The organism is Micromonospora sp. SL4-19 (assembly GCF_047921475.1).
Lineage (GTDB): Bacteria > Actinomycetota > Actinomycetes > Mycobacteriales > Micromonosporaceae > Micromonospora.
Genome location: NZ_JBLROB010000003.1, coordinates 284522 through 307666 on the forward strand (window position 1 = coordinate 284522; position 23145 = coordinate 307666).

Below are 23145 nucleotides of genomic sequence, written 5' to 3' on the forward strand. Positions count from 1 at the left end.
GTTGATGGACACCGCACTAAGGCTTGAGCACCACCTTGACGCAGTCGTCCTGCTTGTTCTTGAAGATGTCGTAGCCCTCGGGCGTGTCGTCGAGCCGCATGGTGTGCGTGATGACGAAGCTCGGGTCGATCTCGCCCTTGCGGATCCGTTCCAGCAGCGGCCGCATGTAGCGCTGGACGTGGGCCTGGCCCGACCGCATCGTCAGGGAACGGTTCATGAACGAACCCATCGGGAACTTGTCGATGAAGCCCCCGTACGCCCCGATCGCCGCGATGATGCCGCCGTTGCGGCAACTCAGCACCGCCTCGCGCAGCGCGTGCGGCCGGTCGCTCTCCGCCTTGACCGCCTGCTTCGCCCGGTCGTGGGCGTTCAGGGCCGCCGACGCGTGGTGGCCCTCCATGCCGACCGCGTCGATGCACGCGTCCGGGCCCCGGCCGGCGGTCAGCTCACGCAGCGTCTCCAGGACGTCGGTCGTCTCGTAGTTGATGGTGTCCGCGCCGACCTCGTCCCGGGCCATCCGGAGCCGGTACGGGAACCGGTCGATGACGATCACGCTTCCGGCCCCGAGCAGGTAGGCGCTGGCGGCGGCGAACTGCCCGACCGGTCCGCCGCCCCACACCGCGATGGTGTCGCCGGGCTTGATGTCGCACAGCTCCGCGGCCATGTAGCCGGTGGGCAGCACGTCGGACAGGAACAGCACCTTCTCGTCTGGCAGGTCGTCGTCGATCTTGAGGGCGCCGACGTCGGCGTACGGCACCCGCACGTACTCGGCCTGCCCGCCCGCGTACCCGCCCAGCAGGTGCGAGTACCCGTAGATGCCGGCGGGGGAGTGGCCCATGGCGGCCTCCGCGATCGGCGCGTTCGGGTTAGAGTTCTCGCAGACGGAGTAGAGGCCGCGCTGGCAGGAGATGCAGTCGCCGCAGGCGATGGGGAAGCCGACGACGACCCGGTCGCCTTCCCGCAGCCCGTCCCGTACGCCCTGGCCGAGCTCCACGATCTCGCCCATGAACTCGTGGCCGAGCACGTCGCCTCGCCGCATCGCCGGGATGAAGCCGTCGAGCAGATGCAGATCGGATCCACAGATGGCCGACGAGGTCACCCGGACGATGGCGTCGCGAGGGTTGAGGATCTGCGGGTCCGGGACGTCCTCGACCGCGACCCGGTTCGGGGCGATCCAGCAGTTCGCTCTCATCCTGTCTCCCTCACGCGCTCCGCGGCGTCGCCAGCGGCCGTGCCGGACGCTGCCTCGCCTGGCCCTGGATGCTCGTGCCCTCCGGCGTGCCGTCCGAGCGGGCGATCTCGCCGGTCTCGATGACCTGCTTGAACCGCCGCAGGTCGTCGCGGATCTGTTGTTGCGGGTTCTCGCCGAACGTCCTGGCCACCAGCCGGCCCAGGGCGCGGCCCGGCGCGGCGTACTCCAGCTCCACCCGGACCTCGGTGCCCTGGCCGCCGGCAACCGGCATGAAGCACACGCTCCCGGAGTTCGGCACCGTCGCGCCGTCGACCGAACGCCACCGGATGAACTGGTTCGGCCGGTCCTCGACGATCTCCGCCTCCCAGTGCACGCTCCGGCCGGCCGGGGCCTTCACCGTCCACCGCGTACGCCGACCGTCCGTTCGCTGCACGGACTGCAGGTGGTACATGAAGCGCGGCAGGTTCTCGAAGTCGTGCCAGAAGCCGTACGCCGCCGCCGGGGTGCGGTTGATCGTCACCGAGCCGTAGGCCCGGCCGGCACCCGTCGGCCAAGGCCGACTCCGCGTCGCGCGCACCGAGGCGTACAGGTCGATCGCGGTGATGCCGGCGAGCGTGGCCATGGTGTACATCAGGCGGCGCCGGCGCTCGCCGCTGCGGTGGCGCAACGCCTGGCCGGTCGCGGCCAGGTCCATGACGTCACCGGCAACCCGGGTCCACGCCCCCAGGCCCGGCCGACGGGGGACCAGCAGCGTCGCGGCGTGGCCCAGCTCGCGGGCGCCGGCCGTACGCAGCATCGTGCGGGCGGTGCGGGAGTCGTCGATGCCGGCCAGCCTGCTGATCCTGGTCCCGGCGGCGAGGGCGGTCACGCCGAGACCGAGGCTGAACCAGCCGAGGAGCCGAGCCAGGCCCTCGGATCCACGGTCCGGGGTCGCACGCTCGATCCCGAGTGCGTCGGTCACCGAGCGGACTCCGATCGTCGTTCTGCGTGTCATGCCTTCTCTCACCCCGTGTGTCGAGTAGTTCGCGACGGCGGCCCGAAACGCCGCCGCATCCGACCGGCTGGCGTGCCATTCCCGTTGATCCCGGCTTCACACCTGTGCTCCCGGCAGTCCCGATCACGGCCGCCGGCGCGGCTGTGCCCGATATGCTCCATTCGGGGACCCGGCCGGGCAGGGGGCGGGATGGCCGAGCAGCCAGGCACGAGGGACGAGGGCCGGTCCTGGGCCGACGCGGCCGCCGATCGCGCCGGTGCGGCACTGGCGCAGGCTCCCCAGCGGGTCGAGCGCGCCGGCCGGCTCCGCAAGCGGCAACTGGGGATCATGCTGCTGATCTCCGTCCAGGCGGGCCTGGCCGCCGCGCTGTCCTGGTTCGTCGCCCGCGACCTGCTGCACAACCCGAGTCCGGTATTCGCCCCGAGCGCCGCGGTGGGCACGATCGTCTCCGCGATCGGCCAGCGCGGGCGCCGCACCGCGGAGACCATGCTCGGCGTCGGCCTGGGCATCGTCGTCGGCGACGCGGTCCTGCTTCAGATCGGGTACGGGCCGTGGCAGGTCGGCGTCGTGGTGACGGTGGCCCTCATCGTCGCCTTCGTGCTTCACGGGCGCAGCGGCGCTCTGGTGGCTCAGGCCGGTGGCACGGCGGTCCTGCTCGCCACCCTCGCACCCATCACCCCCAACCTCGAGTGGCCCCGGATCGTGCAGGCCGGCGTCGGCGGTCTGGTGGGGCTGGCGGTGGTGTTGCTGCTGATCCCGGTCGACCCCATGCGGATCCTGAACCGTGCCGCGACGCCCGTCTTCGACACGCTCACCGCCCAGCTCGACGAGGTGGCTGGAGCGCTGGCCACGCACGACGCGGATCGCGCGGTGCGCGCACGTGATCGCCTGCGGGGCATGGGGGACGACCTCGCCCGGTTGCAGGCCGCGATGAGCGGCGCGCAGGAGGTAGTGACACTCTCGCCGGTTCGATGGCGCCGGCGTCAGGACGTCGAGCGCTACCACCACGGCATGCAGCGGCTGGAGCGGGTGATCCTGGAGTGCCGGCAGGTGGCCCGCTGGGCCGCCACCGCGATGCAGCGCGGCGAGCGGGTGCCCGACGAACTGGTCGACGCGACGCGGCGGCTCGCGGAGGCGGTCCGGCTGCTGCACCGGATCAGCCGCACCGGGCGCGATCCGCAGCGGGTCCGGGACGGGGTGCTGGCCGCCGTGGGCCGGGCGGGGGAGGTCCCGCCCGAGGTGCTCGGCACCTTCGGCCAGGCGTTCGTGACGCAGCTGCGGACGGTGGCGAGTGACCTGCTGCGGGCGACCGGCGAGGAAACGGACGAGGCCAACCGGATGGTGCGCGAGGCGGCGACGGGGTACTCACGGTCGGACCGGTGACGCGACCCGCACCTCGACCTGCCGGTTCGGGCCGCTCGGCGGTGGGGCGGATTATCCCCTCGGGGGCGGCCGTGCGGGCCGGTTTGGCCGCGCCGGCCCCGGGAACCCGAATCGGGAGGAGCGCGCCGCCGAAGGGGTCCGGCGTCCAGCTCTCCGCCGCTTGTCCGGTGTGGGACCAGCGCCAGCGGGAAGGCACTGCCGTCACCGCACCGCGTACCGCTCGTGCGCCACGAGGTCGGGAGAGGCATGGGCGCGAGATCTTTCATCGTGGTCGGGGGGACCAGCGGCCTCGGTCTGGCGGTCGCCCGCCTCCTCGTCGAGGAGCACCAGGTGGCCGTCCTCGGAGACGTACGCGACGAGGTCGCCGAGGTGAGCGATGAGCTGGGATGTGCCGGGGTCGTCTGCGACGTCTCCTCGTACGAGCAGGTGCGGCAGGCGTTCGCCGAGGTGGTCGACCGGTACGGCACCATCGACGGCGTCGCCACCTGCGCGTCGGTGTGGGCGGGCGGGGATCTGGCGGAGCTCTCTCCGCAGCACATCCGCCGGGCGGTCGAGGTCAACGCGCTCGGCACCACCTACGTGCTCAAGGAGGCGCTGCGGCACCTGCACCGCCAGGGCTTCGGCAACGTGGTGTACGTCGGCGCGATGGCGGTGACGAAGGCCCGCCCGGGCATCCCGGTCTATCGGGCCACCAAGAGCTACGGCAGCAGCCTGGTCGAGTCGCTGGCGGAGGCGCAGCACAGCAACCAGATCAAGGTGATGCAGCTGCATCCGGGACCGATGCCCACCCGCCTGCAGGAGCGGGTGGGTGACGAGTTCCTCGACGAGACCTATGCCCTGCCCGAGCAGGTCGCCGTGGAGGTCGTCCGACTGCTTCAGCTCGCCCCCGACGACCTGTACGTCTCCGGCGAGCGCGTGCTGCGGGCGGACGGACGGTGGTGACGGCCATATAGATGGGAGTCTTTACTGTTAACAAGGTTTAATTTATGTTGATGGCAGCTCCACGTGTCGTCCCAAGGGAGTAGCCATCATGCGTCGAAGAATCACCATCCCCCTCGTCACGACGGGCGTCGTCGCCTCCACCCTGGCCGTCGCCGCGCCCGCCCAGGCCCACGGTTACGTTTCCTCGCCGCCCAGCCGGCAGGCGCTCTGCGCCCAGAACCGGGTCCCGGACTGTGGTCAGATCAAGTACGAGCCGCAGAGCGTGGAAGGCCCGAAGGGCCTGCGCAGCTGCCACGCCGGGATCGCCCAGTTCGCCGTCCTGAACGACGACAGCCGCAACTGGCCCGCCACCTCGGTCGGCAACTCGGTCACCTTCACCTGGGTCAACACCGCCCGCCACGCCACCAGCAACTGGGAGTACTGGATCGGGAACACCCGGGTCGCCGTCGTCGACGGCGGCGGCCGCCAGCCCGACGCCACCGTGTCGCACACCGTCAACCTCAGCGGCTTCTCCGGCCGGCAGAAGCTCCTCGCCGTGTGGAACATCGCCGACACGGCCAACGCCTTCTACTCCTGCGTGGACCTGCAGATCGGTGGGGGCGGGGGCAACCCGACGCCCAGCCCGACCCCGTCCACCCCGTCGCCGACGCCGAGCCCGACCGTGAGCCCGACCAGCTCACCCGCCCCGGGCGGCACCTGGACGGCGGGGCGCGCCTACCAGGTCGGGGACCAGGTCACCTACAACGGCGTGACGTACCGCTGCCGCCAGGCGCACACCGCGCTGCCCGGTTGGGAACCGCCCAACGTGCCGGCGCTGTGGCTGCAGGTCTGACCGTACGGGTGCGGCCACGCTCGGCGTGTGCCGCACCCGGCACCGCCTTTCGGCCCTCCGATCGGAGCAACGGCATGCGTCGTCCGTTCACCGCCGTCCTGGTGGCGCTCCTGCTGTCCGCCACCGGGTGCGCCCGCCACCCGGAGCCGCCGGTGCCGCAGCAGACCCCGGCCGGTGCGGTCGCCGACGCCTCGACCAGCCCGATCGACGTGCTGTTCCTGGCCATGATGGTGGCGCACACCGAGCAGACCCTGCAGATCGTCCGGCTCGGGCTCGACCGCGCGTCGGACCCGGAGACACGTACCCTGATCGCCGCCATCGAGGTCACCGAGGCCGACGAACTGTCCACCATGCGCGGCTGGCTGCGCGACGCCGGACCCTCGGCGATGGCCGCCGCCGCGCGGCACGACCACTCGGGGCACAGCGACGCCGCCGCCGCGCTGGCCCGACTGCGCGTCGCCCCGGCCGGCGAGGTGGACCGGGTGCTGCTCGACGCGCTCAGCGCCCACCAGCGGGCGGCGGCCGACCTCGCCCGCGCGCAGCTGGACGCCGGCACCAGCGCCACGGTCCGCGAGCTGGCCCGGCGTATCGAACAGTCGCGGACCGCGGAGGTCGCGCTGATGGCGAAGCTTGCGGCCGCACCGTTCCGGTCGTGAACGCCCGGCCGCCGGTCGCCGTCGATGTCCCAGGACAGTGGCGCTGGCCACTCCGGGGCGGCGCCCGGTAATTCCGAGCGCGAAGTGTCGGTGCTGGTCGGTAGGCTGCCCTGCGGACGTCGCCTCCGCATGCGACCTCCCGCGCCGGACCCGCGCGGTGCCGCCACCATCCGGCAATCAGAATCGGATTCAGGAGACTGTTTGTGACCCAGCAACCTGTCGCGACATCGGACAAGCTCGACGCCGCGGTGCTGAAGGTGGCGGGAGTCGTCGTCCTCGGTGCGATCATGTCGATCCTCGACGTGACGGTCGTCAGTGTCGCGATACCCACGTTCCAGAGAGAGTTCGACGCGACGTACGCCCAGGTCGCGTGGACGATGACCGCCTACACACTCGCGCTGGCCACGGTGATCCCGCTCAGCGGGTGGGCCGCGGACCGGTTCGGCACCAAGCGCCTCTACATGGTCGCGTTGGCGCTGTTCACGATCGGGTCCGGGCTGTGCGCCACGGCGGACACGATCGGGCAGCTGATCACCTTCCGGGTGCTGCAGGGCCTCGGTGGCGGCATGCTCATGCCCCTGGGCATGACGATCATGACCCGGGCGGCCGGCCCGCACCGGATCGGCCGGCTGATGGCCGTCCTCGGCATCCCGATGCTGCTCGGGCCGATCGGCGGCCCGATCCTCGGCGGCTGGCTGATCGACACGGCGAGCTGGCACTGGATCTTCCTGATCAACCTGCCGATCGGTGCCATCGCGCTCGTCTACGCGCTCCTGGCGCTGCCGAAGGACAACCCCGAGCCGTCGGAGTCGTTCGACTTCCTCGGCATGCTGATGCTCTCCCCGGGGCTGGCCCTGTTCCTGTTCGGCGTCTCGTCGCTGCCCGAGGCCGGCACGATGGCCGACACCAAGGTGTGGCTGCCCATGCTGGTCGGCGGCGCGCTCGTGGTGGCGTTCGTCCTCTACTCGTTCAAGCCCCGCCACCCGCTGGTCGACCTGCGGCTGTTCGCCAACCGCAACCTGACCATCGCGACCGTGACCCTGGTCGTGTTCATCGTCGCGTTCATGGGCGCCGGCCTGCTGTTCCCGAGCTACTTCCTGCAGATCCGCGGTGAGTCGACGTTGACCGCCGGCCTGCTGATGGCGCCGCAGGGCATCGGCGCGATGCTCACGATGCCGATCGCCGGGATGCTGGCCGACCGGATGCCCATCGGCCGGACGGTGCCCTTCGCGCTGGTGCTCATCGCCGCCGGGTTCTTCACCTTCACCCAGGTCGACCCGCACACCTCGTACTGGCTGCTCTGCGGCTCGCTGTTCGTGATGGGCCTGGGCATGGGCGCGACGATGATGCCGATCATGACGTCGGCGCTGAAGACCCTCCACGCCCAGGAGGTCGCCCGCGGCTCCACGCTGGTCAACATCATCCAGCAGATCGGTGGCTCGGTCGGTGCCGCGTTGATGTCGGTGATCCTCACCAGCGAGCTGAACGGCTCCCGGCCGATCCCCGGCGTGACCGATCCGAGCGGCAAGGCGGTCACCGAGGCCCAGCTGGCCATCGCCGGACAGCAGCAGCCGGAGCTCATCGAGAAGTTCCCGATGAACCTCATCGAGCGCGGCCTCGACTTCGCGGCCGGTGCCTTCGCCAACACGTTCTGGGTCGCGTTCGTGCTCGTGCTGCTCACGTTCATCCCGGCCGCGTTCCTGCCCCGCCGGCGTAAGCCGTCGGACCTGCTCGACGGCCAGCAGGCTGGGCAGGCGCCGACCACCGTCGGCATCCACTGATCACCGATCGGGCCGCCAGGCGCACCCTGGTGGCCCGACGTCGACTGCCGGCCCGATCCACGGCCGGCAGTCGACGTTTACCGGTCGGTCAGGGCATCGTGCAGACGGCGGTGCTCGACCTCGGTGCCGATCGCGGCGCGGTGTTCGGGGTGCAGGACGTAGTACCGGATGGCGTCGGCGAGGAACTGCGCGTCGATGTTGTCCGTGGGCAGCGTCTCTTTCGCCACCCGCCCACGGCGTCGCACCAGATCGGGTCGGGCGCACGCGAGGCGCAAGGTCGTCGGCTGGTCGGCGGGGCGGTGGGTCTGCCCCACCGGCAATGCCTCCCACGGCACCGTCAGGGTGCCCCAGACCGCTCGAACGCGGACGCCCTCGGGCTGTAGCCGGACGCCGAGCCCACGCCACGCCGCGACAACGAACAGGGCTGCGAAGACCAGCATGCCTGCGGCAGATGGCAGGGAAGCGAGCGCCCCCGGGGTCCCGAGTCTGACCTTGAGGAGCAGTGTGCCCACCGCCTCTGCGGCGAAGAGCAGGACGCAGAGGGCCAGGTATATCGATCCCGCCCGGACCGGGCTGCCAAAGGCAGGCACGTCCGGCTGAACCACGAACATCGCCGGACGCGGCTGGAGCCAGCTAGCCAGTCCCAGGATCAGCAGCGCCCCGGCGACGGCGAGCACAGGAACGAGCCGCGGGCCGATCGACTGATCCAGCGATGCCCCAGCGGCGTCCACGATGGCTGCCACGACGCCCGTGGCCAGGATGCCGCGACGGTGACGAGCCGTGGCATCAAGGATCTTGGCGATCATGCGGTGACGGTACGGCACCGGCTTGCAGAATCCAGTGGCCGATCGGTCAGGACCGCAGCCAGGCGAGGAAGACCAGGACCGCCGCTGACACCAGCGCGGCGCACAGCAGGAGGAGGTACCAGATTCGGCGCTGGCGTGTCGCCGTGGGGATCGCGCCAGGCGGGCTGCTGGGATGCGGGTTGGTGGATGCCGGGCGATCTCCTGGCGCCGTGGGGTGGGACTGCGTCGGGGTCACGTGGGTTGTCGCGGTGGGTGCCGGACCAGGTCCTGGTGCGGGGAGAACCGGCGACGCCGGCACGAGGACCGGCTGGGCGGGGCGGAGGCGGGCGGTGGCCGCCGCGGCTGCCCACCCGATGGTCGCCGTCATCAGGGGCAGCGCCATCAGGTAGAACGCGGCCTGGTTGCCGAGGTTGTCGCCGACGACCTGGGCGGGCGTCCAGCCGTCGCTCGGATCATGTCCGGCTGCGCCGAGGACCGCGACCGCGAGGACCCCGTACAGGTAGATGGTCAGGGCGGCGGTCACGGCGGCCAGCCGTGCGGCGCGCCGACCGACGGCGGCGCTGCCACCCCACAATGTGCCGCCCACCCCGACCACGACTGGCGCCAGGAACAGCAACCACCAGTGCGACCAGAGCGAGTTCAGCCATCGATCGAAGGTGAACCCGCCGACCGCCAACCAGGTCGCCGCGACGAGCAGGCCGCCGACCAGTCCCGGACCGGCCACCCCCCGGCGGCGCAGCAGCGCGTTGCCGCCAAGGAGGTAGCCGACCAGGAACACCACCAGGATCGCCGCCCACGCCCAGGTCCAGCCGTCGGTAGCCAGCCGGTAATGGACGTGCGTGTAGAGGGCCAGCCCGCCAGCGCTGGCCGCGACCGCCATCAGCGACCCGAGGGCGCCCGCGGCTCGTCCCCAGGGCGGCATGACCATGGCGGCGGCGACACAGTCGAGGGCGAAACGCCACCGCCGGGCCCGGCCGTCGAGATGGTCCAACTCGCCGATCATCGCCTGGCCCCACTGCTCCCGCTCCGCTGCGAGCAGGCCGACCGCCCAGCCCAGCAGCCGGGCCGGAGCGTCCTGGCTCCGCATCGGGTCGTCGGGAGCGGCCAGGAGCCGGCGGCGGATCAGGGCCACCGCGACACCCGCCACGAAAATGAACATCAGTAGCATGACGCCTCGCTCAGACGCAGGTTGGGACGCGGGACGCTGTGGCTGGCCCGGGCGGCGGCGGGTAGTCCTGCCACGTACTCCCGGCCGGCCCCGCTGAGCCGGTACAGGTGACGGGGCGGTCGGCCCTCCGGGCCGGCTTCCCAGGTCGCCTCCAGCAGGCCACGGTCGGCCAGGCGGACCAGGATCGGGTACAGCGAGCCGGACTTCAGGTGAACCTCGGTGGCCAGGTCGTAGCCGTAGCGCCACCGCGACGGGTCGGCCGCCAACGCTCGTAGGACGCTGATCGCCTGCGTGGACAAGGGTCGGTTACGCCGCATGCCCGTTAACTCTACTTAGGTAGCGGTAATGGTCAAGAGGTCCGGCGCGCCTAGCCGGACGCTCGGTCCGGCAACCGGGACCGTCTTCGTGCGGGAGTGCGCCGGGAGGTGGATTGATCAGCCGAGGGCTCGGGTGAGGAGCTCGCGCCTGCTGTGGACGGCGGTCTTCGTGAAGATCGACTTGAGGTGATCCTGCACCGTGTGCCGGGACAGGAGCATGCGTTGGGCGGCCTGGCGGGTGTCGGCTCCGTCCGCGAGGACCGTGAGGAGTTCAGCCTCCCGGGTGCTGAGTCCGAAGGCCCGGCGGAAGATGCCCAGCCGTTCTGCTGGCGACGCCTGCTCGATGGTGACCACGATGTCGCCGGGGTGCTCGGGACCGTTGTCGCCGATGCGGGCGGCGCGCAGGGTGATCCAGATGCCATCGGCCAGGTGAACACCGCCGGTGGCCGGATGCTCGTCGATGCCCGCCTCGACCGCGACCAGTTGCGCGGCGACGTTGTAGGCGGCGGCGGGAATCGCGGATCGCTCGGCCGGGGTCGGCAGAAGCTGGCGCAGGTAGTCGTGGGTTTGCCGGGTCTGCGCCTGGATCGTCAGGTCCGGCGAGAGCAGCAGCACCAGCGGGGCGCGGCGGCTCGCCTCAGCGGGGTGGGCGGAGAAGGTGGCGGCCTGGCAGCTTCGAAGTGCTTCGGTGACCGCGGGAGCAATCGTGGCGAGGAAGTCGGCGTCGGCGCGGCTGAACGGATTGGCCGGACCCGCGCGCCACAGGTCGAGGAATCCCCAACAGCCGAAGCGGTCGCGGAACACCACGGACGCGACATCGACGATTCCGGCCGGGCCGAGCATTTCGCGCCACAGCAGGCTCTGTTCCCGGCGCCCGCCGGTCCCCTCGTACAACCGCGCCACCGGTGGATCGCCCAGCCCGGTCCACCGGTTGACGGTGGTGGCGTACTTGAGTCGGATCAGCCGCGGCAGCTCGTCGAGCAGTGGCACATCGGCCAGCGGGTCGACGCCGACGCAGGTGTGCGGGTCGGTCAGGACGAACACATACGAGTCGAAACCGATCACCTGGCGGAGCTGATCGAGCACCGCTGCCCGCAGCTGCCGCGCCGGCACGCTGGTGCGGCACAACCGCGCGATCCGCTCGCGTGCCCGTTCCTGGGCGATCGATGCGGCCACGAGGCGAAGCGTAACGCGCTACCACCCCCAGGCTTCTGGGATGGCGCCGGCCGTGATCACCGGCCGATCCTTGGATCATCGGTCGACCGGAAGGAACGATGATGGTCACCCTGCACATCGAGCACGCGATCAGCGACTTCGACACCTGGAAACAGGCGTTCGATCGGTTCGCGGGCATGCGCCACGACAGCGGTGTGCTACGCCACCGCATCCACCGCCCATCCGACGACCCGCGCTACGTGCTGATCCAACTGGATTTCGGCACCAGCGATGAGGCCATCACGTTCCGGGACCTCCTCACCACCCGGGTGTGGTCCACGCCAGCCAACGCGCCCGCGCTGATCGGCACGCCCCAGACCAGGATTCTCGAGCTGATCGAGCAATCGTGATCAACCGTTGCACCGGCGGGCCGGCTCCTAGCCCGAGGGCATGCTCCGGAACTGCTCGTGTAACTGGCCAGCGATATTGACCACCGCGACGAAGTCGAACACCTCAATCCGGTCGACGTCGAAACTGCCGGTGACGATCGGGGGCGGTGCGTAGGCATAGATCTGGCCGGCGCCCAGGCGAAGCCCGCGCCGGTGGTATGCGCCCAAGGCGAGGCTGGCCAGCAGGTACCTGTCCTGGCCAGCCTCGGTGTCCAGTTCGGCAATGAGGTCGCGGCGGCTGTTCCACCCCCGTACGAGGTGCCCCTCGAAGGTGTCGAGGAACCACCATGCCCCGTCCGCAGCCTCGAGGAACACATCGCCGAACAGCGAGGTGAACCGCGGAACCTTGCCGTCGAGATCCAGCCAGGTCCACGACTCCAGCGCCCGAGCGTACTGCTGTTCGCTGAACTGCCTGCTGAGTTCCACGGCGCTATTGGATCATGGGCGCACGTTGCCCCGTAGCGCGGTGGCAGCAGCTAACGGGCATCTGGCCAGCCCGCGCAGCTTCACAATCTCGACCGTGATGCGCTCTCGGCGCAATGGGGCATGGAGGAGGAAAGCGCAGTGCCTGCCGGTGCGAACCGGGTCATCGACGATCTTGAAACCAAGGGTAGAGTGAGGGTGTGGAGGCGGACGTCGGCCGGAGGTACCGGTTGTACCCCACCGACGAGCAGGCTGATCGTCTGGTTTCGTGGGGGCACACGTGCCGCTGGCTGTATAACACCGCGTTGGAGCAGCGCCATTTCGCCTGGCAGCAGCGCAGGGTCACGCTCGGGGTCGCGGCGCAGTGCGCCTATCTGACGCAGGCGCGTAAGGAGCTGGACTGGGTGGCGGACTTGCCGGCGCAGTCCGGTCAGCAGGTGCTGCGCCAACTGGATCAGGCGTACGGCAACTGGTGGAACCCGCAGCATCCCGCCGGGGCGCCGACCCGGAAACGACGGTCGGTGCGACTGTCGGTTCCGTTTCCTGGACAGGCGGTTCACGTCCGCCGCCTCAGCCGCCGTTGGGGCGCGGTCAGCCTCCCGAAGGTCGGCGATGTCAGGTTCCGCTGGTCCCGCCCTTTGGGCGGCACGGTCCGCAACGCCGTGGTGTCCTTCGACGGTGTTGCCTGGCACGTCGGTTTCGGCGTCCACGCGGGTATCAAGCTGCCTGAGTCGCACGCCCAGCCCGACACCGTTGTGGGGGTCGACCGTGGAGTCAAGGTCGCTCTGGCAATGTCCGACGGGCGGATGTGGAACCGGGCCTTCACGACGTCTGGTCAGGAACGCGACCTGGCTCGGCTCAAGTCGAAGGCGGGCAGGCAGGAGACCGCTCGCCGCAGGCGCGGCGTGAGGAGCTCGAACCGCGCCCGTGAGGTCCGTGCGGAGATCGCCCGGACCGAGGCGAAGATCCGTAACCGGCGCCGTGACTTCGTGATGTGGGCGGCGAACCGGATCTGCGGCCAGCACGCGACCGTCAAGCTTGAACGCCTCCAGGTCAAGGCTATGACCGCCACCGCGAAGGGCACCGCCGCCGAGCCTGGTATCAAGGTGCGGCAGAAGGCCGGGCTGAACCGGGCGATCCTCGACAAGGGCTGGGGCCTGTTCGAGCAAGCACTGGCCAGTCGTGCACGTACCACCGGCACCCGGATCGTGAGGGTGCCTGCCGCGTTCACGTCCCAGCGTTGCAGCCGCTGCGGGTACACGGATCGGAACAACCGCGAAAGCCAAGCGATGTTCCGGTGCGGGTCCTGCGGATACCAGGCGAACGCTGACGTGAACGCGGCGGTCAACGTCAGGGACGCGGCCGAGGCGGCGCCCCCAGTCACCGGGCGGGCAGTCCGGGACAGGAGCCGCAAGGCGTCCTGTCGACCACCCACCCAGCGTCAGCGACGTGCGGCGCTGGAAGCGGGAATCTCCCGCCTTTAGGCGGGAGAGGATGTCAACACCTGTGGAACAACATCAGCGTCAACGGGGCGAGTGTCGGCGAGGGCGCCTACCTCGGCGACACCGGCACCGATGTCACCTGCGGCAACTCGGATGATCGATCCTGGGCGCGCGGTCTTGACCCGGGGGAGACTGTTGCGATGCCGTCACTCGCCGAAGATCTTCCCGATGTTCTTGCCGTGTCGCCTGTTTCGGTCCCACCGGATGTGACGGTACGGCCGCCCGGTTCGAAGAGCATCACCAACCGGGCGCTGCTGTGTGCCGCGCTTGCCGTCGGACGTAGCAGTCTCTCCGGCGCCCTGTTCGCCGATGACACTCAAGCCATGATCGACGCCGTGTCGGCGCTCGGCGCGGTCGTCGCGGCCGATGAGCCGGCCGGTGTCGTGACGGTGACCGGTGTGGATCAGCGCCATTCCGAGGAGGCAGCTCTCGTCGATGCCCGACAGTCCGGCACCACATCGCGGTTCATCCTGCCCGCGGCGGCGCTGCGGGCAGGCCGGACGGTCGTCGACGGCAGCTCCCAGTTACGTGCCCGCCCGTTCGGCCCGCTGGTCGAAGCGCTGCGCCAGTTGGGTGCACACGTCGAGGATGCGGCTCACCCGGGCCTCCTGCCGGTCGCGGTGACCGGCCCCCTGCGGGGCGGTCCGGTGCGGTTACCCGGACACCTGTCCAGCCAATTCCTGTCCGGGGCCCTCATGGCAGGGCCGCTGATGCGTGACGGTCTCGAGGTGGAGTTGACCTCCCCGTTGGTATCGGTGCCCTACGTGACGATGACAACCGCGGTGATGGCGGCCTTCGGGGTGACCGTTGACGGGCTCCGGGTTGCCCCGGGCCGCTACCAGCCCACCGACTACGTGATCGAGCCCGACGCCAGCGCCGCCTCCTACTTCCTCGCCGCCGCAGCCGTGACCGGAGGGCGGATCACCGTCGACGGGCTGGGCACCAGAAGCATCCAAGGCGACGTCGCGTTCGCCGACCTGCTGGAACGCATGGGCGCCCGGGTGGAACGCACCACCGACCGGCTGACGGTCACCGGCACCGGAGCCCTTCGGGGCATCGACGTCGACATGGCTGACATCTCCGACACCGCCCAGACGTTGGCTGCGGTGGCCGTGTTCGCCGACACCCCCACCCGGGTACGCGGCATCGGCTTCATCCGCGGCAAGGAGACCAACCGGGTCGCCGCGATCGTGACCGAACTACGCCGAGCCGGCATCGACGCCGTCGAGCACGACGACGGGTTCACCATCCGCCCCGGCACCCCGACACCCACCAGGTTCGCCACCTACGACGACCACCGGATGGCCATGAGCCTGTCCCTGGTCGGCCTGCGCACCCCGGGCATCGAGATCGCCAACCCCGGCTGTGTCGCCAAGACCTACCCCGGCTTCTTCACCGACCTCGCGAGGCTCCGATGACCCTCGGGGCCCCTAGCATGACCTCATGACCGTAGATCTGTTCGCGGGCCTCCCCGTCCGTGACTACACCTCGGCGGTGGCCTGGTACGAGCGGCTTCTCGGCGCCCCACCGTCGTTCCTGCCCAACGACATCGAGGCGGTGTGGGAGCTCGCCGATCACCGGTACCTGTTTGTCGAGGTGCGGCCAGAGCATGCCGGGCACGCCATGCACACCGTCTTCGTCGGCGACTTCGAGGCCCGTATCTCGCAGATCGCCGAGCATGGACTGGAGCCGGCCGAGCGCGAGACCTACGCCAACGGCGTCCGCAAGGCAATCTTCCGCGACCCGGACGGCAACGAGATCGGTTTCGGCGGCGCGCCCGCATGACCGAGGCGGAGCGGAGGAACTGACCGGTGGACAAGCAGGCCGAGCGGGGGACGGCGGCGGGGGCGCGAGCCGCACTCATCGGATTTCCGCGTCACGGATCGAGCGGCCGGCTCAACGCCATCACCGACGTGCCCGGCGTCGCAGTGGGGATACGCACGCTCATCGCCGGTGACGGGCCGCTGCGGGTCGGGCACGGGCCTGTGCGTACCGGGGTGACCGCCATCCTGCCCAGGGGCCGCTCGGGCGCCGGTGACGGTTGCGCCGCCGGCGTGCACGTGCTCAACGGCAACGGGGAGATGACCGGCACCGCGTGGATCGCCGAGAGCGGCATCCTGTCCACGCCCGTCGTCCTGACCAATTCGCACGCCGTTGGCGCAGGCCATCGTGGCGCCATCGACTGGATGCTGCGCGAGCGCCCGGAGACCGACATCTGGCTGATGCCCGTGGTCGCCGAGACCTTCGACGGCTACCTCAACGACATCAACGGCGACCACGTCCGCCCGGCCACCGTGGTCGCGGCGCTCGACGCCGCCACCGGTGGCCCCGTGCCGGAGGGATCAGTCGGCGGCGGCACCGGCATGACCTGCTACGACCTCAAGGGCGGCACCGGCACCGCGTCACGGCTCGTCCGCTTCGCCGGCGCCACCTACACCCTCGGCGTGCTCGTGCAGGCGAACTTCGGCGCCCGCCCCGAACTGACGCTCGCCGGAGTGCCCGTCGGGCGGCTGCTCGGCGAGGAGATCCCGGTTCCGAGCCGTACGCTGCCGCCGGGGGCGGGATCCGTGATCACCATCGTCGCCACCGACGCCCCGCTGCTGCCGGGCCAGTGCGCAGCACTGGCCCGGCGAGTGCCGCTGGGGCTGGCCCGTACCGGCACCAGCGGCTCCCACTTCTCCGGTGACCTCTTCCTGGCCTTCTCCACCGCGAACCCCGGCGTGCTCGCCAGCCGTCACCCCGGTGCGGCCACCGAACGCGTCGAGCAACTCCGGTTCGTCCCGTGGGGGCATCTGGACCCGTTCTACGAGGCCTGTGTCCAGGCCGTCGAGGAGGCCGTCGTCAACGCGCTCGTCGCGGGCGCGGACATGACCGGTCGGGATGGTCACCACGTGCCCGGGCTACCGCACGCCCGGGTGGCGGAGTTGCTCCGCGAGGTCGCCGCAGCTCGCTGACCCGGCAGCCGCAGCGGGACAGGTTCGGCGGCGCGAAGCAGCGCATCGTCACCCGGCTCGCCATCCGCACCCCGCCCCCGCTTCGCGGCGCTACAGTGACGAAACACGCATACCGTCCCTAGTTGGGTGGCCGGAGGCACCTTTGGTCGGCCGGTGTGACGCCAGCCCTTGCCTGCGGGTGCCCAGGTCCGCCGCCCGTACCCGGGTGAGCGCCGACAACCGGCCAGGTCCGAGAGGGAGCCGATGCGACGAAGGCGGTCGCGGTGACAGCCGCGCGACCCGCCCGAGGGACCACCTGATGCGGTGGATCTCGGGGCTGGTCGGCGTGGCGGTCCTGGCGATCACGGCGAGCAGCATCCTGCGCAACCTGGTGGTGACGCGCGGGCTGGGCTCGGCCCTGGTGCGCGTGCTCTGGCGGCTGACGCGATGGTTGCTGCGCCGGGCGTCCGCGCCCCTGCGCGGCTACGAGGCACGCGACCGGTTCCTCGCCTGGCTGGCGCCGATCGTGCTGCTGGTGATGCTGTGGTCCTGGCTGGCCGGGCTGCTGCTCGGGTACGGGCTGCTCATGTACGGGATCTCCGGGCTGTCCTGGTCGGACTCGTTCCGGGAGGCCGGTTCCAGCCTGTTCACCCTCGGCTTCGCCTCCAGCGCCCGCAGCCGGCTCAACGCGCTGGACTTCGTCGCCGCGGCGAGCGGGCCGTTGGTGATCGCGCTGCAGATCGCGTACCTGCCGACGCTCTACGGCGCCTACAACCGACGGGAACTGGAGGTCACCCTGCTGGGGTCCCGGGTGTCCCCGCCCGCCTGGGGGCCGGAGCTGCTGGCCCGGCAGGCCCTCGTCGGGACGGTCGACGAACTGCGCGGGCTGTACGAGGACTGGGAGCGCCTGGCCGCGGACATCGGCGAGACCCACACCAACTATCCGGTGCTGCTGGCGTTCCGGTCGCCGCGCCCGCACCGTAGCTGGGTCGTCGCCCTGATCGCGGTGATGGACGCCGCCGCGATGCACATCTCCCTCGCCCCGGCGGCGGCGACGGTCCCCGCCGCGCGGCTGATGCTGCGCTCGAGCTTCATCGCGCTTCGCGACATCGCCCGGGTCGTCCGCATCCCGTTCGACCCCGACCCCCACCCGGACGGCCCGCTCCAGCTCACGTTCGAGGAGTACGCCGAGGCGGTGGCGCACGTGCACCGGGCCGGCTTCCCCCTGGAACGCTCGGCCGAGCAGTCGTGGCCGCACTTTCGCGGCTGGCGGGTCAACTACGAGAACATCGCCTACGCGCTGGCCCAGAGCACCGACGCGGTGCCGGCGCTGTGGACCGGCGACCGGGACTTCCCCAGCACACCCCTGCCGCCCCAACGGCCGACGGACCGCCGGCCGCAGGAGCCGCCCGTGCGGTGACCCGAGCACGCCGCCCGACCGGGCGATCGCACCTCGGCAACGCCGACCCGTCGCGCTGGTCGCGGGCGTCGCGACCCGGTGGGCGACAATCGACGCCATGCGGTTCGGCATCCTCGGCGCGACAGAGGTGTACCCGGCCGACGGCGACCGGTTCGCCGTCGGTGGGCCACGTCTGCGTGCCCTGCTGGTGCTGCTGCTGCTCGACGCGGGGCGGGTGGTCCCGGCCGACCGCCTGATCGACGGCCTCTACGGCGACGAGCCGCCGGCGCGGGCGGCGAACGCGTTGCAGTCTCAGGTGTCGCGGCTGCGCCAGACGTTGTCCGGGCCGGCCCGGCGGGCCGCACCGGTGGAGCTCCACCCGGCGGGCTACCGGCTCGCGGTGGATCCCGAGGACGTCGACGTGCACCGCTTCACCCGGCTGGCCGACGCCGGGCACGGCGCGCTGGCCGCCGGTGACCGGGGCCGGGCCGCCGAGCTGCTGCGCGAGGCGCTCGGGCTGTGGCGGGGCGACCCGCTGGCGGACGTGATCGAGGCGCCGTTCGCTCCGGCCTGGGCGGCACGGCTGCGGGAACGCTGGCTGGCGGCGATCGAGGATCGGATCGAGGCGGAACTCGGCCTGGCCGGGGCGGGGCCCGGGGCGTCCACCGCCGAGCCGCTGCTGGCGGAGCTGCGGGAGCTGGCCGGCGCGTACCCCTTGCGGGAACGGCTGCGCGGCCAGCTGATGCGCGTGCTGCACCTCAGCGGCCGGCGGGCCGAGGCGCTGGTCGCCTTCGCGGACCTGCGTCGCCTTCTCGCCGACGAGCTCGGCACCGACCCGTCCGCCGAACTGGTCGCGCTGCACGCGACGCTGCTGCGGGACGAGGTCGCGCCACCGGCAGCTGCCGGGCCGGTCGGGGACAACCTGCCGGGCCAGCTCACCAGCTTCGTCGGCCGGGAGGCGGAGCTGCGCCGGGTCGGCGAACTGCTCGGCGTGGGCCGGCTGGTCACCCTGCACGGTCCGGGTGGTGCCGGCAAGACGCGGTTGGCGGTCGAGGCCGCGACCCGGTACGGCGGCGAGGTCCGCCTGGTCGAGTTGGCGGCGGTGGCCTCGGGGGCGGACGTGGCGGCGGCGTTGCTGGCGGCGCTCGACCTGCGGGACACCGCACTGGGCGGGCGGGCCGGCCCGCGGGACGCCGCCGACCGCCTTGTCGCGGCGCTCGCCGGCCGGCGGCTGCTGCTCGTGCTGGACAACTGCGAGCACGTCGTGGCCGACGCGGCCCGGCTCGCCGCCCGGCTGCTCGGCGCCGCTCCGCTGCTGCGCGTCCTGGCCACCAGCCGCGAACCGCTCGGGGTGCCCGGCGAGGCACTGTGCCCGGTGACCGGCCTGCCGGTGCCGTCCGGAGCCGCCACGCCCGAACTCGCCCGGGAGTACCCGGCGGTCCGGCTCTTCGTGGACCGCGCCGCCGACGTGGCACCGGGTTTCGCTGTGGACGCCGACACCGTCGGGCCGGTCCTACGGATCTGCCGTACGCTCGACGGCCTGCCGCTGGCCATCGAACTGGCCGCGGCGCGGCTGCGGGCGCTGCCGCTCGCGGAGGTCGCCGCCCGCCTCGACGACCGCTTCCGGCTGCTGAGCCGGGGCAGCCGGGTCGCCGAGCCGCGGCACCAGACGTTGCGCGCGGTGGTGCGGTGGAGTTGGGACCTGCTGGACGAGACCGAGCGGCGGCTGGCGGGCCGGCTCAGCGTGTTCGCCGGCAGCGCCGACCTGGCGGCCGTCGAGCGGATCTGCGGGCCGCTCGGCGCCGATGTCGTCGACGTGTTGTCCGGCCTGGTGGACAAGTCCCTGGTGGAGGCCGCCGGCGGGCGGTTCCGGATGTTGGAGACGGTGCGCGCGTTCGCGGCCGAGCAGCTCGCCGAGGCGGGGGAGGCGGAGCAGCTCCGCCAGGCGCACGTGGCGTACTTCCTCGACCTGGCCCGCACCGGCGACGCGCGGCTGCGCGGCCCGCGGCAGCTGGAGTGGCTGCGGCGGCTGGACGACGACCGCGACGACCTGCACGCGGCGCTGCGCCAGTCGGTGGCCGCCGGTGAGACCGGCAGTGGGCTGCGGCTGGTCGCCGCCCTCACGTTCTACTGGTGGCTGCGGGGTCTGCGGGGCGAGGCCGCAGCGGTCGCCGGCCAGCTCGTCGACCGGCTCGACGGACCGCCGCCCGGGCTGGCCGAGGAGTACGCGCTCTGCCTGCTGGTCGCCTCGCTGGGCGGCGTCACCCCGCGCGACGTCGAACCGGCCGCGGCGACCCTGTGGCAGCTGGGCCGGCCGCCCGAATACCCGTTCCTGCTCTACCTGTCCGGGATGGCCTCCGGCCCGCCGTCGCCGGAGCGGCGCCTGCTGCTGGGCGTGCCGGAGAGCTGGGACGCGCTGTTCGGCCTCGACCCGTGGACGCGGGCGCTGGGCTGGCTCGGCGTCGGACTGATGTGGCTGTTCGACGGCCGGTTCGACCGTGCCCGTGCGGAGCTGATGGTCGCCCTCGACGGCTTCCGCGCCATCGGCGAACGGTGGGGGATGATCCTCGTGCTGACCTCGCTGACCGAGGTGGCCTACCGCGCCGGCGATCCCGCGGCGGCCACCGGAGCGATGGACGAGGCCCTGCGGTTGGCCGACGAACTCGGCTCCACGCTCGACATGGCCGAACTCCTGCGTACCCGGGCGGAGGGCCGGCTCGGGGCCGACGACCTGGACGGCGCGGATGCCGACTTCCGGCAGGTCGTGACGTTCGCCCAGCCGGCCGGCGCGCCGGAGCTGCTCGCCGCGGCCCACCTCGGTCTCGGCGAGATCGCCCGGCGGCGCGGCGACCTGACCGGAGCCCGGCAGCTCTGCGAGCAGGCCCTGGCCGAATGCCCCACCGGCTGGTTCGGCACCGAGGTGATCCGGCTGGCGGCGTTGGTCGCGCTCGGGCGAACGGCCGAGGCGGCGGGCGACCCGGCCACCGCCCGCCTCCGCTACCGGCAGGTGCTCGGCGCGACCGTCGGGGCCTGGGACCCGCCGCTGCTCACCGCCGCTCTGCAGGGCCTGGCCGGGCCGGTGCTGCGGCGCGGCGCGGACGAGCAGGCCGTGGTGCTGCTCGGTGCCCTGTCCGCCCTGCTGCCCGGATCCGTTGCCGCCGCACACGCCACGTCGGTGGCGGCCGCCGCCCGGGACCGGCTCGGCGACACCGCCTACGAGCGGGCCTTCGCCCGGGGCGCCGCCATGGACCGGCCGGAGGCGACGGCGCTGCTGGACGCCGGCTGACAGCACCACCGCATCGCCGTCAGCGTCCGGTGCGCGGCCGGTCAGCGCCCCCGACGAGGCTGCCGGCATGACCAACGAGACACCAGCCATCGTGGCCGAGGGACTGCGCAAGCGGTACGGCCGCGACTTCGCCCTCGACGGGTTCGACCTGGCCGTGCCCGCCGGCACGATCTACGGCCTGTTGGGACCGAACGGCGCGGGCAAGACCACCGCCGTACGGATCCTGGCCACCCTGTTGCGGTTCGACGCCGGCCGCGCCCGGGTCGCCGGGTACGACGTGGCGCGGCAGCCCGAGCGGGTCCGCCACGCGATCGGGCTGACCGGGCAGGAAGTCGCTGTCGACGACCGCCTCAGTGGACGGCAGAACCTGGTCCTGTTCGGTCGGCTCCGCCACCTGCCGGCCCGGGAGGCCCGGCGGCGGGCGGACGAGCTGCTGGAGCAGTTCGGGCTGGCCGACGCGGCGGACCGTTCCGCGGCGGCGTACTCCGGAGGCATGCGCCGCCGGCTCGATCTCGCCGCCAGCCTGATGACGACGCCGCGGGTGCTGTTCCTCGACGAGCCGACCACCGGGCTGGACCCGCGCAGCCGCAACGGCCTCTGGGCGGCCGTCCGTTCGCTCGTCGCCGACGGCACCACCGTGCTGCTCACCACGCAGTACCTGGAGGAGGCGGATCAGCTCGCCGACCGGATCTCGGTGGTGGACGTCGGCCGGGTGATCGCCGAGGGCAGCCCGGCAGCGCTGAAGGCCCGCATCGGTGCGGACCGGATCGAACTGGTGCTCCGGCACGCCGCGCAGTTGCCCGCCGCAGCCGGCATCGTCGAGCGGATCGTGGGCGGGCCGGTGACGGTCGACGCGGAGATCCGACAGCTCAGCGCCCCCGTGGTGGACCGGGTCGCCGCCCTCGCCGACGTCATGCGGGCGTTGCAGGACGCCGCGGTGGCGGTCGAGGACATCGCCCTGCGCCGACCCACCCTCGACGAGGCGTTCCTGTGGCTCACCCAGCGCGGGTCCGCCGGCGTCGCCCGGGAGACGGAGGTGGTCGCATGACCACCGAGGTGCGACGCCGGGTGGCCGGCGACGCGGCGCCACCGTCGTCCGCCGGTCCGCTGGCCCGGCTGAGCTGGGCGGCGCACGACGGCTGGGTGATGACCGGCCGATACATGTGGCACGTGGCCAAGGCGCCCGAGGAGATCATCCTCTACTTCAGCCTGCCGATCATGTTCGTGCTCGTCTTCGGCTACGTGTTCGGCAGCGGGATGGCGGTGCCCGGCGACGGCAACTACCGGGAGTTCCTGCTGCCCGGGGTCTTCGTGATGACGATGCTCTACGGCCTCGGCGCCACCGCGTCGGGCCTCGCACACGACGCCAGCCGTGGCGTGGTCGACCGGTTCCGGTCGATGCCGATGGCCCGGTCCGCCCTGCTGACCGGACGGGCCGGTGCCGACGTCATCCGCGCGCTGCTGGAGATGGCCACCCTGGTCACCTGCGGCCTGCTCGTCGGCTGGCGGTGGCGCAACGGCGTGGCCGACGCGCTGGTGGCGGTGGGCCTGATTCTGCTGCTGCGGTTGGCCCTGACCTGGGTGGGCATCCTCCTGGGACTCGCCGTCCCGAACCCGGACACGGTCGGCGTGATCGTGTTCCCGCTCGCCTTCCCGCTCACCGCACTGTCGAACGTCTTCGTCGCGCCGGACCTGATGCCGGGCTGGCTCGGCGCGATCTCCGCGTGGAATCCGCTCTCCGCCACCGTGGCGGCGGCGCGCGAACTGTTCGGCAACCCGGGCATCGGCGGCGAGTCGTGGGCGGCGCAGCACGCGCTGGCGCTGGCCGTCGGGTGGCCGGTGCTGCTCATCGCGCTCGTCGCGCCCCTGGCTGTGCGGCGCTACCAACGGCTGAGCCGCTGAGGCACACACCCGGCGGGGCCCCGTG

General features: G+C 72.0%; 21 protein-coding genes. 14 read left to right on the forward strand and 7 right to left on the reverse strand.

Annotated features, from left to right (window positions below; translation table 11 throughout):
* Window positions 1-16: 16 nt before the first annotated feature.
* Window positions 17-1192, reverse strand: coding sequence for a zinc-dependent alcohol dehydrogenase (locus ACNAVT_RS07405; RefSeq protein WP_416294057.1), 1176 nt, complete (start codon window positions 1190-1192; stop codon window positions 17-19).
* 10 nt (window positions 1193-1202) lie between these two features.
* Window positions 1203-2186: an SRPBCC family protein gene (locus tag ACNAVT_RS07410; RefSeq protein WP_416294059.1), complete on the reverse strand. Its 984-nt coding sequence runs from the start codon at window positions 2184-2186 to the stop codon at window positions 1203-1205.
* A 189-nt stretch (window positions 2187-2375) separates the two neighbouring features.
* Here ACNAVT_RS07410 and ACNAVT_RS07415 point away from each other — a divergent pair, with 189 nt between their 5' ends.
* From ACNAVT_RS07415 to ACNAVT_RS07435, 5 genes are all read left to right on the forward strand, one after another.
* Window positions 2376-3569: an FUSC family protein gene (locus tag ACNAVT_RS07415; protein WP_416294061.1), complete on the forward strand. Its 1194-nt coding sequence runs from the start codon at window positions 2376-2378 to the stop codon at window positions 3567-3569.
* 246 nt (window positions 3570-3815) lie between these two features.
* Window positions 3816-4511, forward strand: a complete 696-nt coding sequence (locus ACNAVT_RS07420) for an SDR family oxidoreductase (protein ID WP_416294063.1) — start codon at window positions 3816-3818, stop codon at window positions 4509-4511.
* Window positions 4512-4599: 88 nt separating this feature from the next.
* Window positions 4600-5343, forward strand: a complete 744-nt coding sequence (locus tag ACNAVT_RS07425) for a lytic polysaccharide monooxygenase (protein WP_416294064.1) — start codon at window positions 4600-4602, stop codon at window positions 5341-5343.
* Between the two features lie 74 nt (window positions 5344-5417).
* A complete protein-coding gene (locus tag ACNAVT_RS07430; RefSeq protein ID WP_416294065.1) occupies window positions 5418-5999 on the forward strand; it encodes a DUF305 domain-containing protein in 582 nt (193 codons plus the stop codon).
* A gap of 203 nt (window positions 6000-6202) precedes the next feature.
* Entirely contained in the window at window positions 6203-7780 is a 1578-nt protein-coding gene (locus ACNAVT_RS07435; RefSeq protein ID WP_416294066.1) for a DHA2 family efflux MFS transporter permease subunit, read from the forward strand.
* 77 nt (window positions 7781-7857) lie between these two features.
* Here the strand turns inward: ACNAVT_RS07435 and ACNAVT_RS07440 are convergent, their stop codons facing one another.
* The 4 genes from ACNAVT_RS07440 to ACNAVT_RS07455 all read right to left on the reverse strand — a co-directional run bounded on the left by ACNAVT_RS07440 (window position 7858) and on the right by ACNAVT_RS07455 (window position 11247).
* Window positions 7858-8586 carry a hypothetical protein gene (locus ACNAVT_RS07440; RefSeq protein ID WP_416294068.1) on the reverse strand — a complete coding sequence of 243 codons (729 nt, stop codon included), beginning with the start codon at window positions 8584-8586 and terminating at the stop codon, window positions 7858-7860.
* Between the two features lie 46 nt (window positions 8587-8632).
* Window positions 8633-9754, reverse strand: a complete 1122-nt coding sequence (locus tag ACNAVT_RS07445) for a hypothetical protein (protein WP_416294070.1) — start codon at window positions 9752-9754, stop codon at window positions 8633-8635.
* Window positions 9745-10071, reverse strand: coding sequence for a PadR family transcriptional regulator (locus ACNAVT_RS07450; RefSeq protein WP_416294072.1), 327 nt, complete (start codon window positions 10069-10071; stop codon window positions 9745-9747). The genes ACNAVT_RS07445 and ACNAVT_RS07450 overlap by 10 nt, the downstream gene beginning before the upstream one ends.
* 117 nt (window positions 10072-10188) lie before the next feature.
* Entirely contained in the window at window positions 10189-11247 is a 1059-nt protein-coding gene (locus tag ACNAVT_RS07455; protein WP_416294073.1) for a helix-turn-helix transcriptional regulator, read from the reverse strand.
* Between the two features lie 101 nt (window positions 11248-11348).
* Between ACNAVT_RS07455 and ACNAVT_RS07460 the strand changes: the two genes are divergently transcribed.
* On the forward strand, window positions 11349-11636 hold the full coding sequence (locus tag ACNAVT_RS07460; RefSeq protein ID WP_416294074.1) for a hypothetical protein: 288 nt from the start codon (window positions 11349-11351) through the stop codon (window positions 11634-11636).
* Window positions 11637-11663: 27 nt separating this feature from the next.
* On the opposite strand, the gene ACNAVT_RS07465 is transcribed toward ACNAVT_RS07460, so the two are convergent.
* Entirely contained in the window at window positions 11664-12101 is a 438-nt protein-coding gene (locus tag ACNAVT_RS07465; protein WP_416294076.1) for a hypothetical protein, read from the reverse strand.
* Window positions 12102-12298: 197 nt separating this feature from the next.
* Between ACNAVT_RS07465 and ACNAVT_RS07470 the strand changes: the two genes are divergently transcribed.
* From ACNAVT_RS07470 to ACNAVT_RS07505, 8 genes are all read left to right on the forward strand, one after another.
* Window positions 12299-13582 carry an RNA-guided endonuclease InsQ/TnpB family protein gene (locus tag ACNAVT_RS07470; protein ID WP_416294078.1) on the forward strand — a complete coding sequence of 428 codons (1284 nt, stop codon included), beginning with the start codon at window positions 12299-12301 and terminating at the stop codon, window positions 13580-13582.
* Window positions 13583-13740: 158 nt separating this feature from the next.
* Window positions 13741-15018 carry a 3-phosphoshikimate 1-carboxyvinyltransferase gene (gene aroA, locus ACNAVT_RS07475; RefSeq protein WP_416294079.1) on the forward strand — a complete coding sequence of 426 codons (1278 nt, stop codon included), beginning with the start codon at window positions 13741-13743 and terminating at the stop codon, window positions 15016-15018.
* Between the two features lie 25 nt (window positions 15019-15043).
* Window positions 15044-15385, forward strand: a complete 342-nt coding sequence (locus ACNAVT_RS07480; RefSeq protein WP_416294081.1) for a VOC family protein — start codon at window positions 15044-15046, stop codon at window positions 15383-15385.
* 26 nt (window positions 15386-15411) lie between these two features.
* Complete coding sequence (locus ACNAVT_RS07485) at window positions 15412-16554, forward strand: P1 family peptidase (RefSeq protein ID WP_416294083.1); 1143 nt, start codon at window positions 15412-15414, stop codon at window positions 16552-16554.
* Window positions 16555-16852: 298 nt separating this feature from the next.
* On the forward strand, window positions 16853-17953 hold the full coding sequence (locus tag ACNAVT_RS07490; RefSeq protein ID WP_416294085.1) for a hypothetical protein: 1101 nt from the start codon (window positions 16853-16855) through the stop codon (window positions 17951-17953).
* Window positions 17954-18050: 97 nt separating this feature from the next.
* Window positions 18051-21218, forward strand: coding sequence for a BTAD domain-containing putative transcriptional regulator (locus ACNAVT_RS07495; protein ID WP_416294086.1), 3168 nt, complete (start codon window positions 18051-18053; stop codon window positions 21216-21218).
* Between the two features lie 67 nt (window positions 21219-21285).
* Window positions 21286-22266 carry an ATP-binding cassette domain-containing protein gene (locus ACNAVT_RS07500; protein ID WP_416294088.1) on the forward strand — a complete coding sequence of 327 codons (981 nt, stop codon included), beginning with the start codon at window positions 21286-21288 and terminating at the stop codon, window positions 22264-22266.
* 98 nt (window positions 22267-22364) lie between these two features.
* Window positions 22365-23120, forward strand: coding sequence for an ABC transporter permease (locus ACNAVT_RS07505; RefSeq protein ID WP_416294199.1), 756 nt, complete (start codon window positions 22365-22367; stop codon window positions 23118-23120).
* Window positions 23121-23145: the final 25 nt, after the last annotated feature.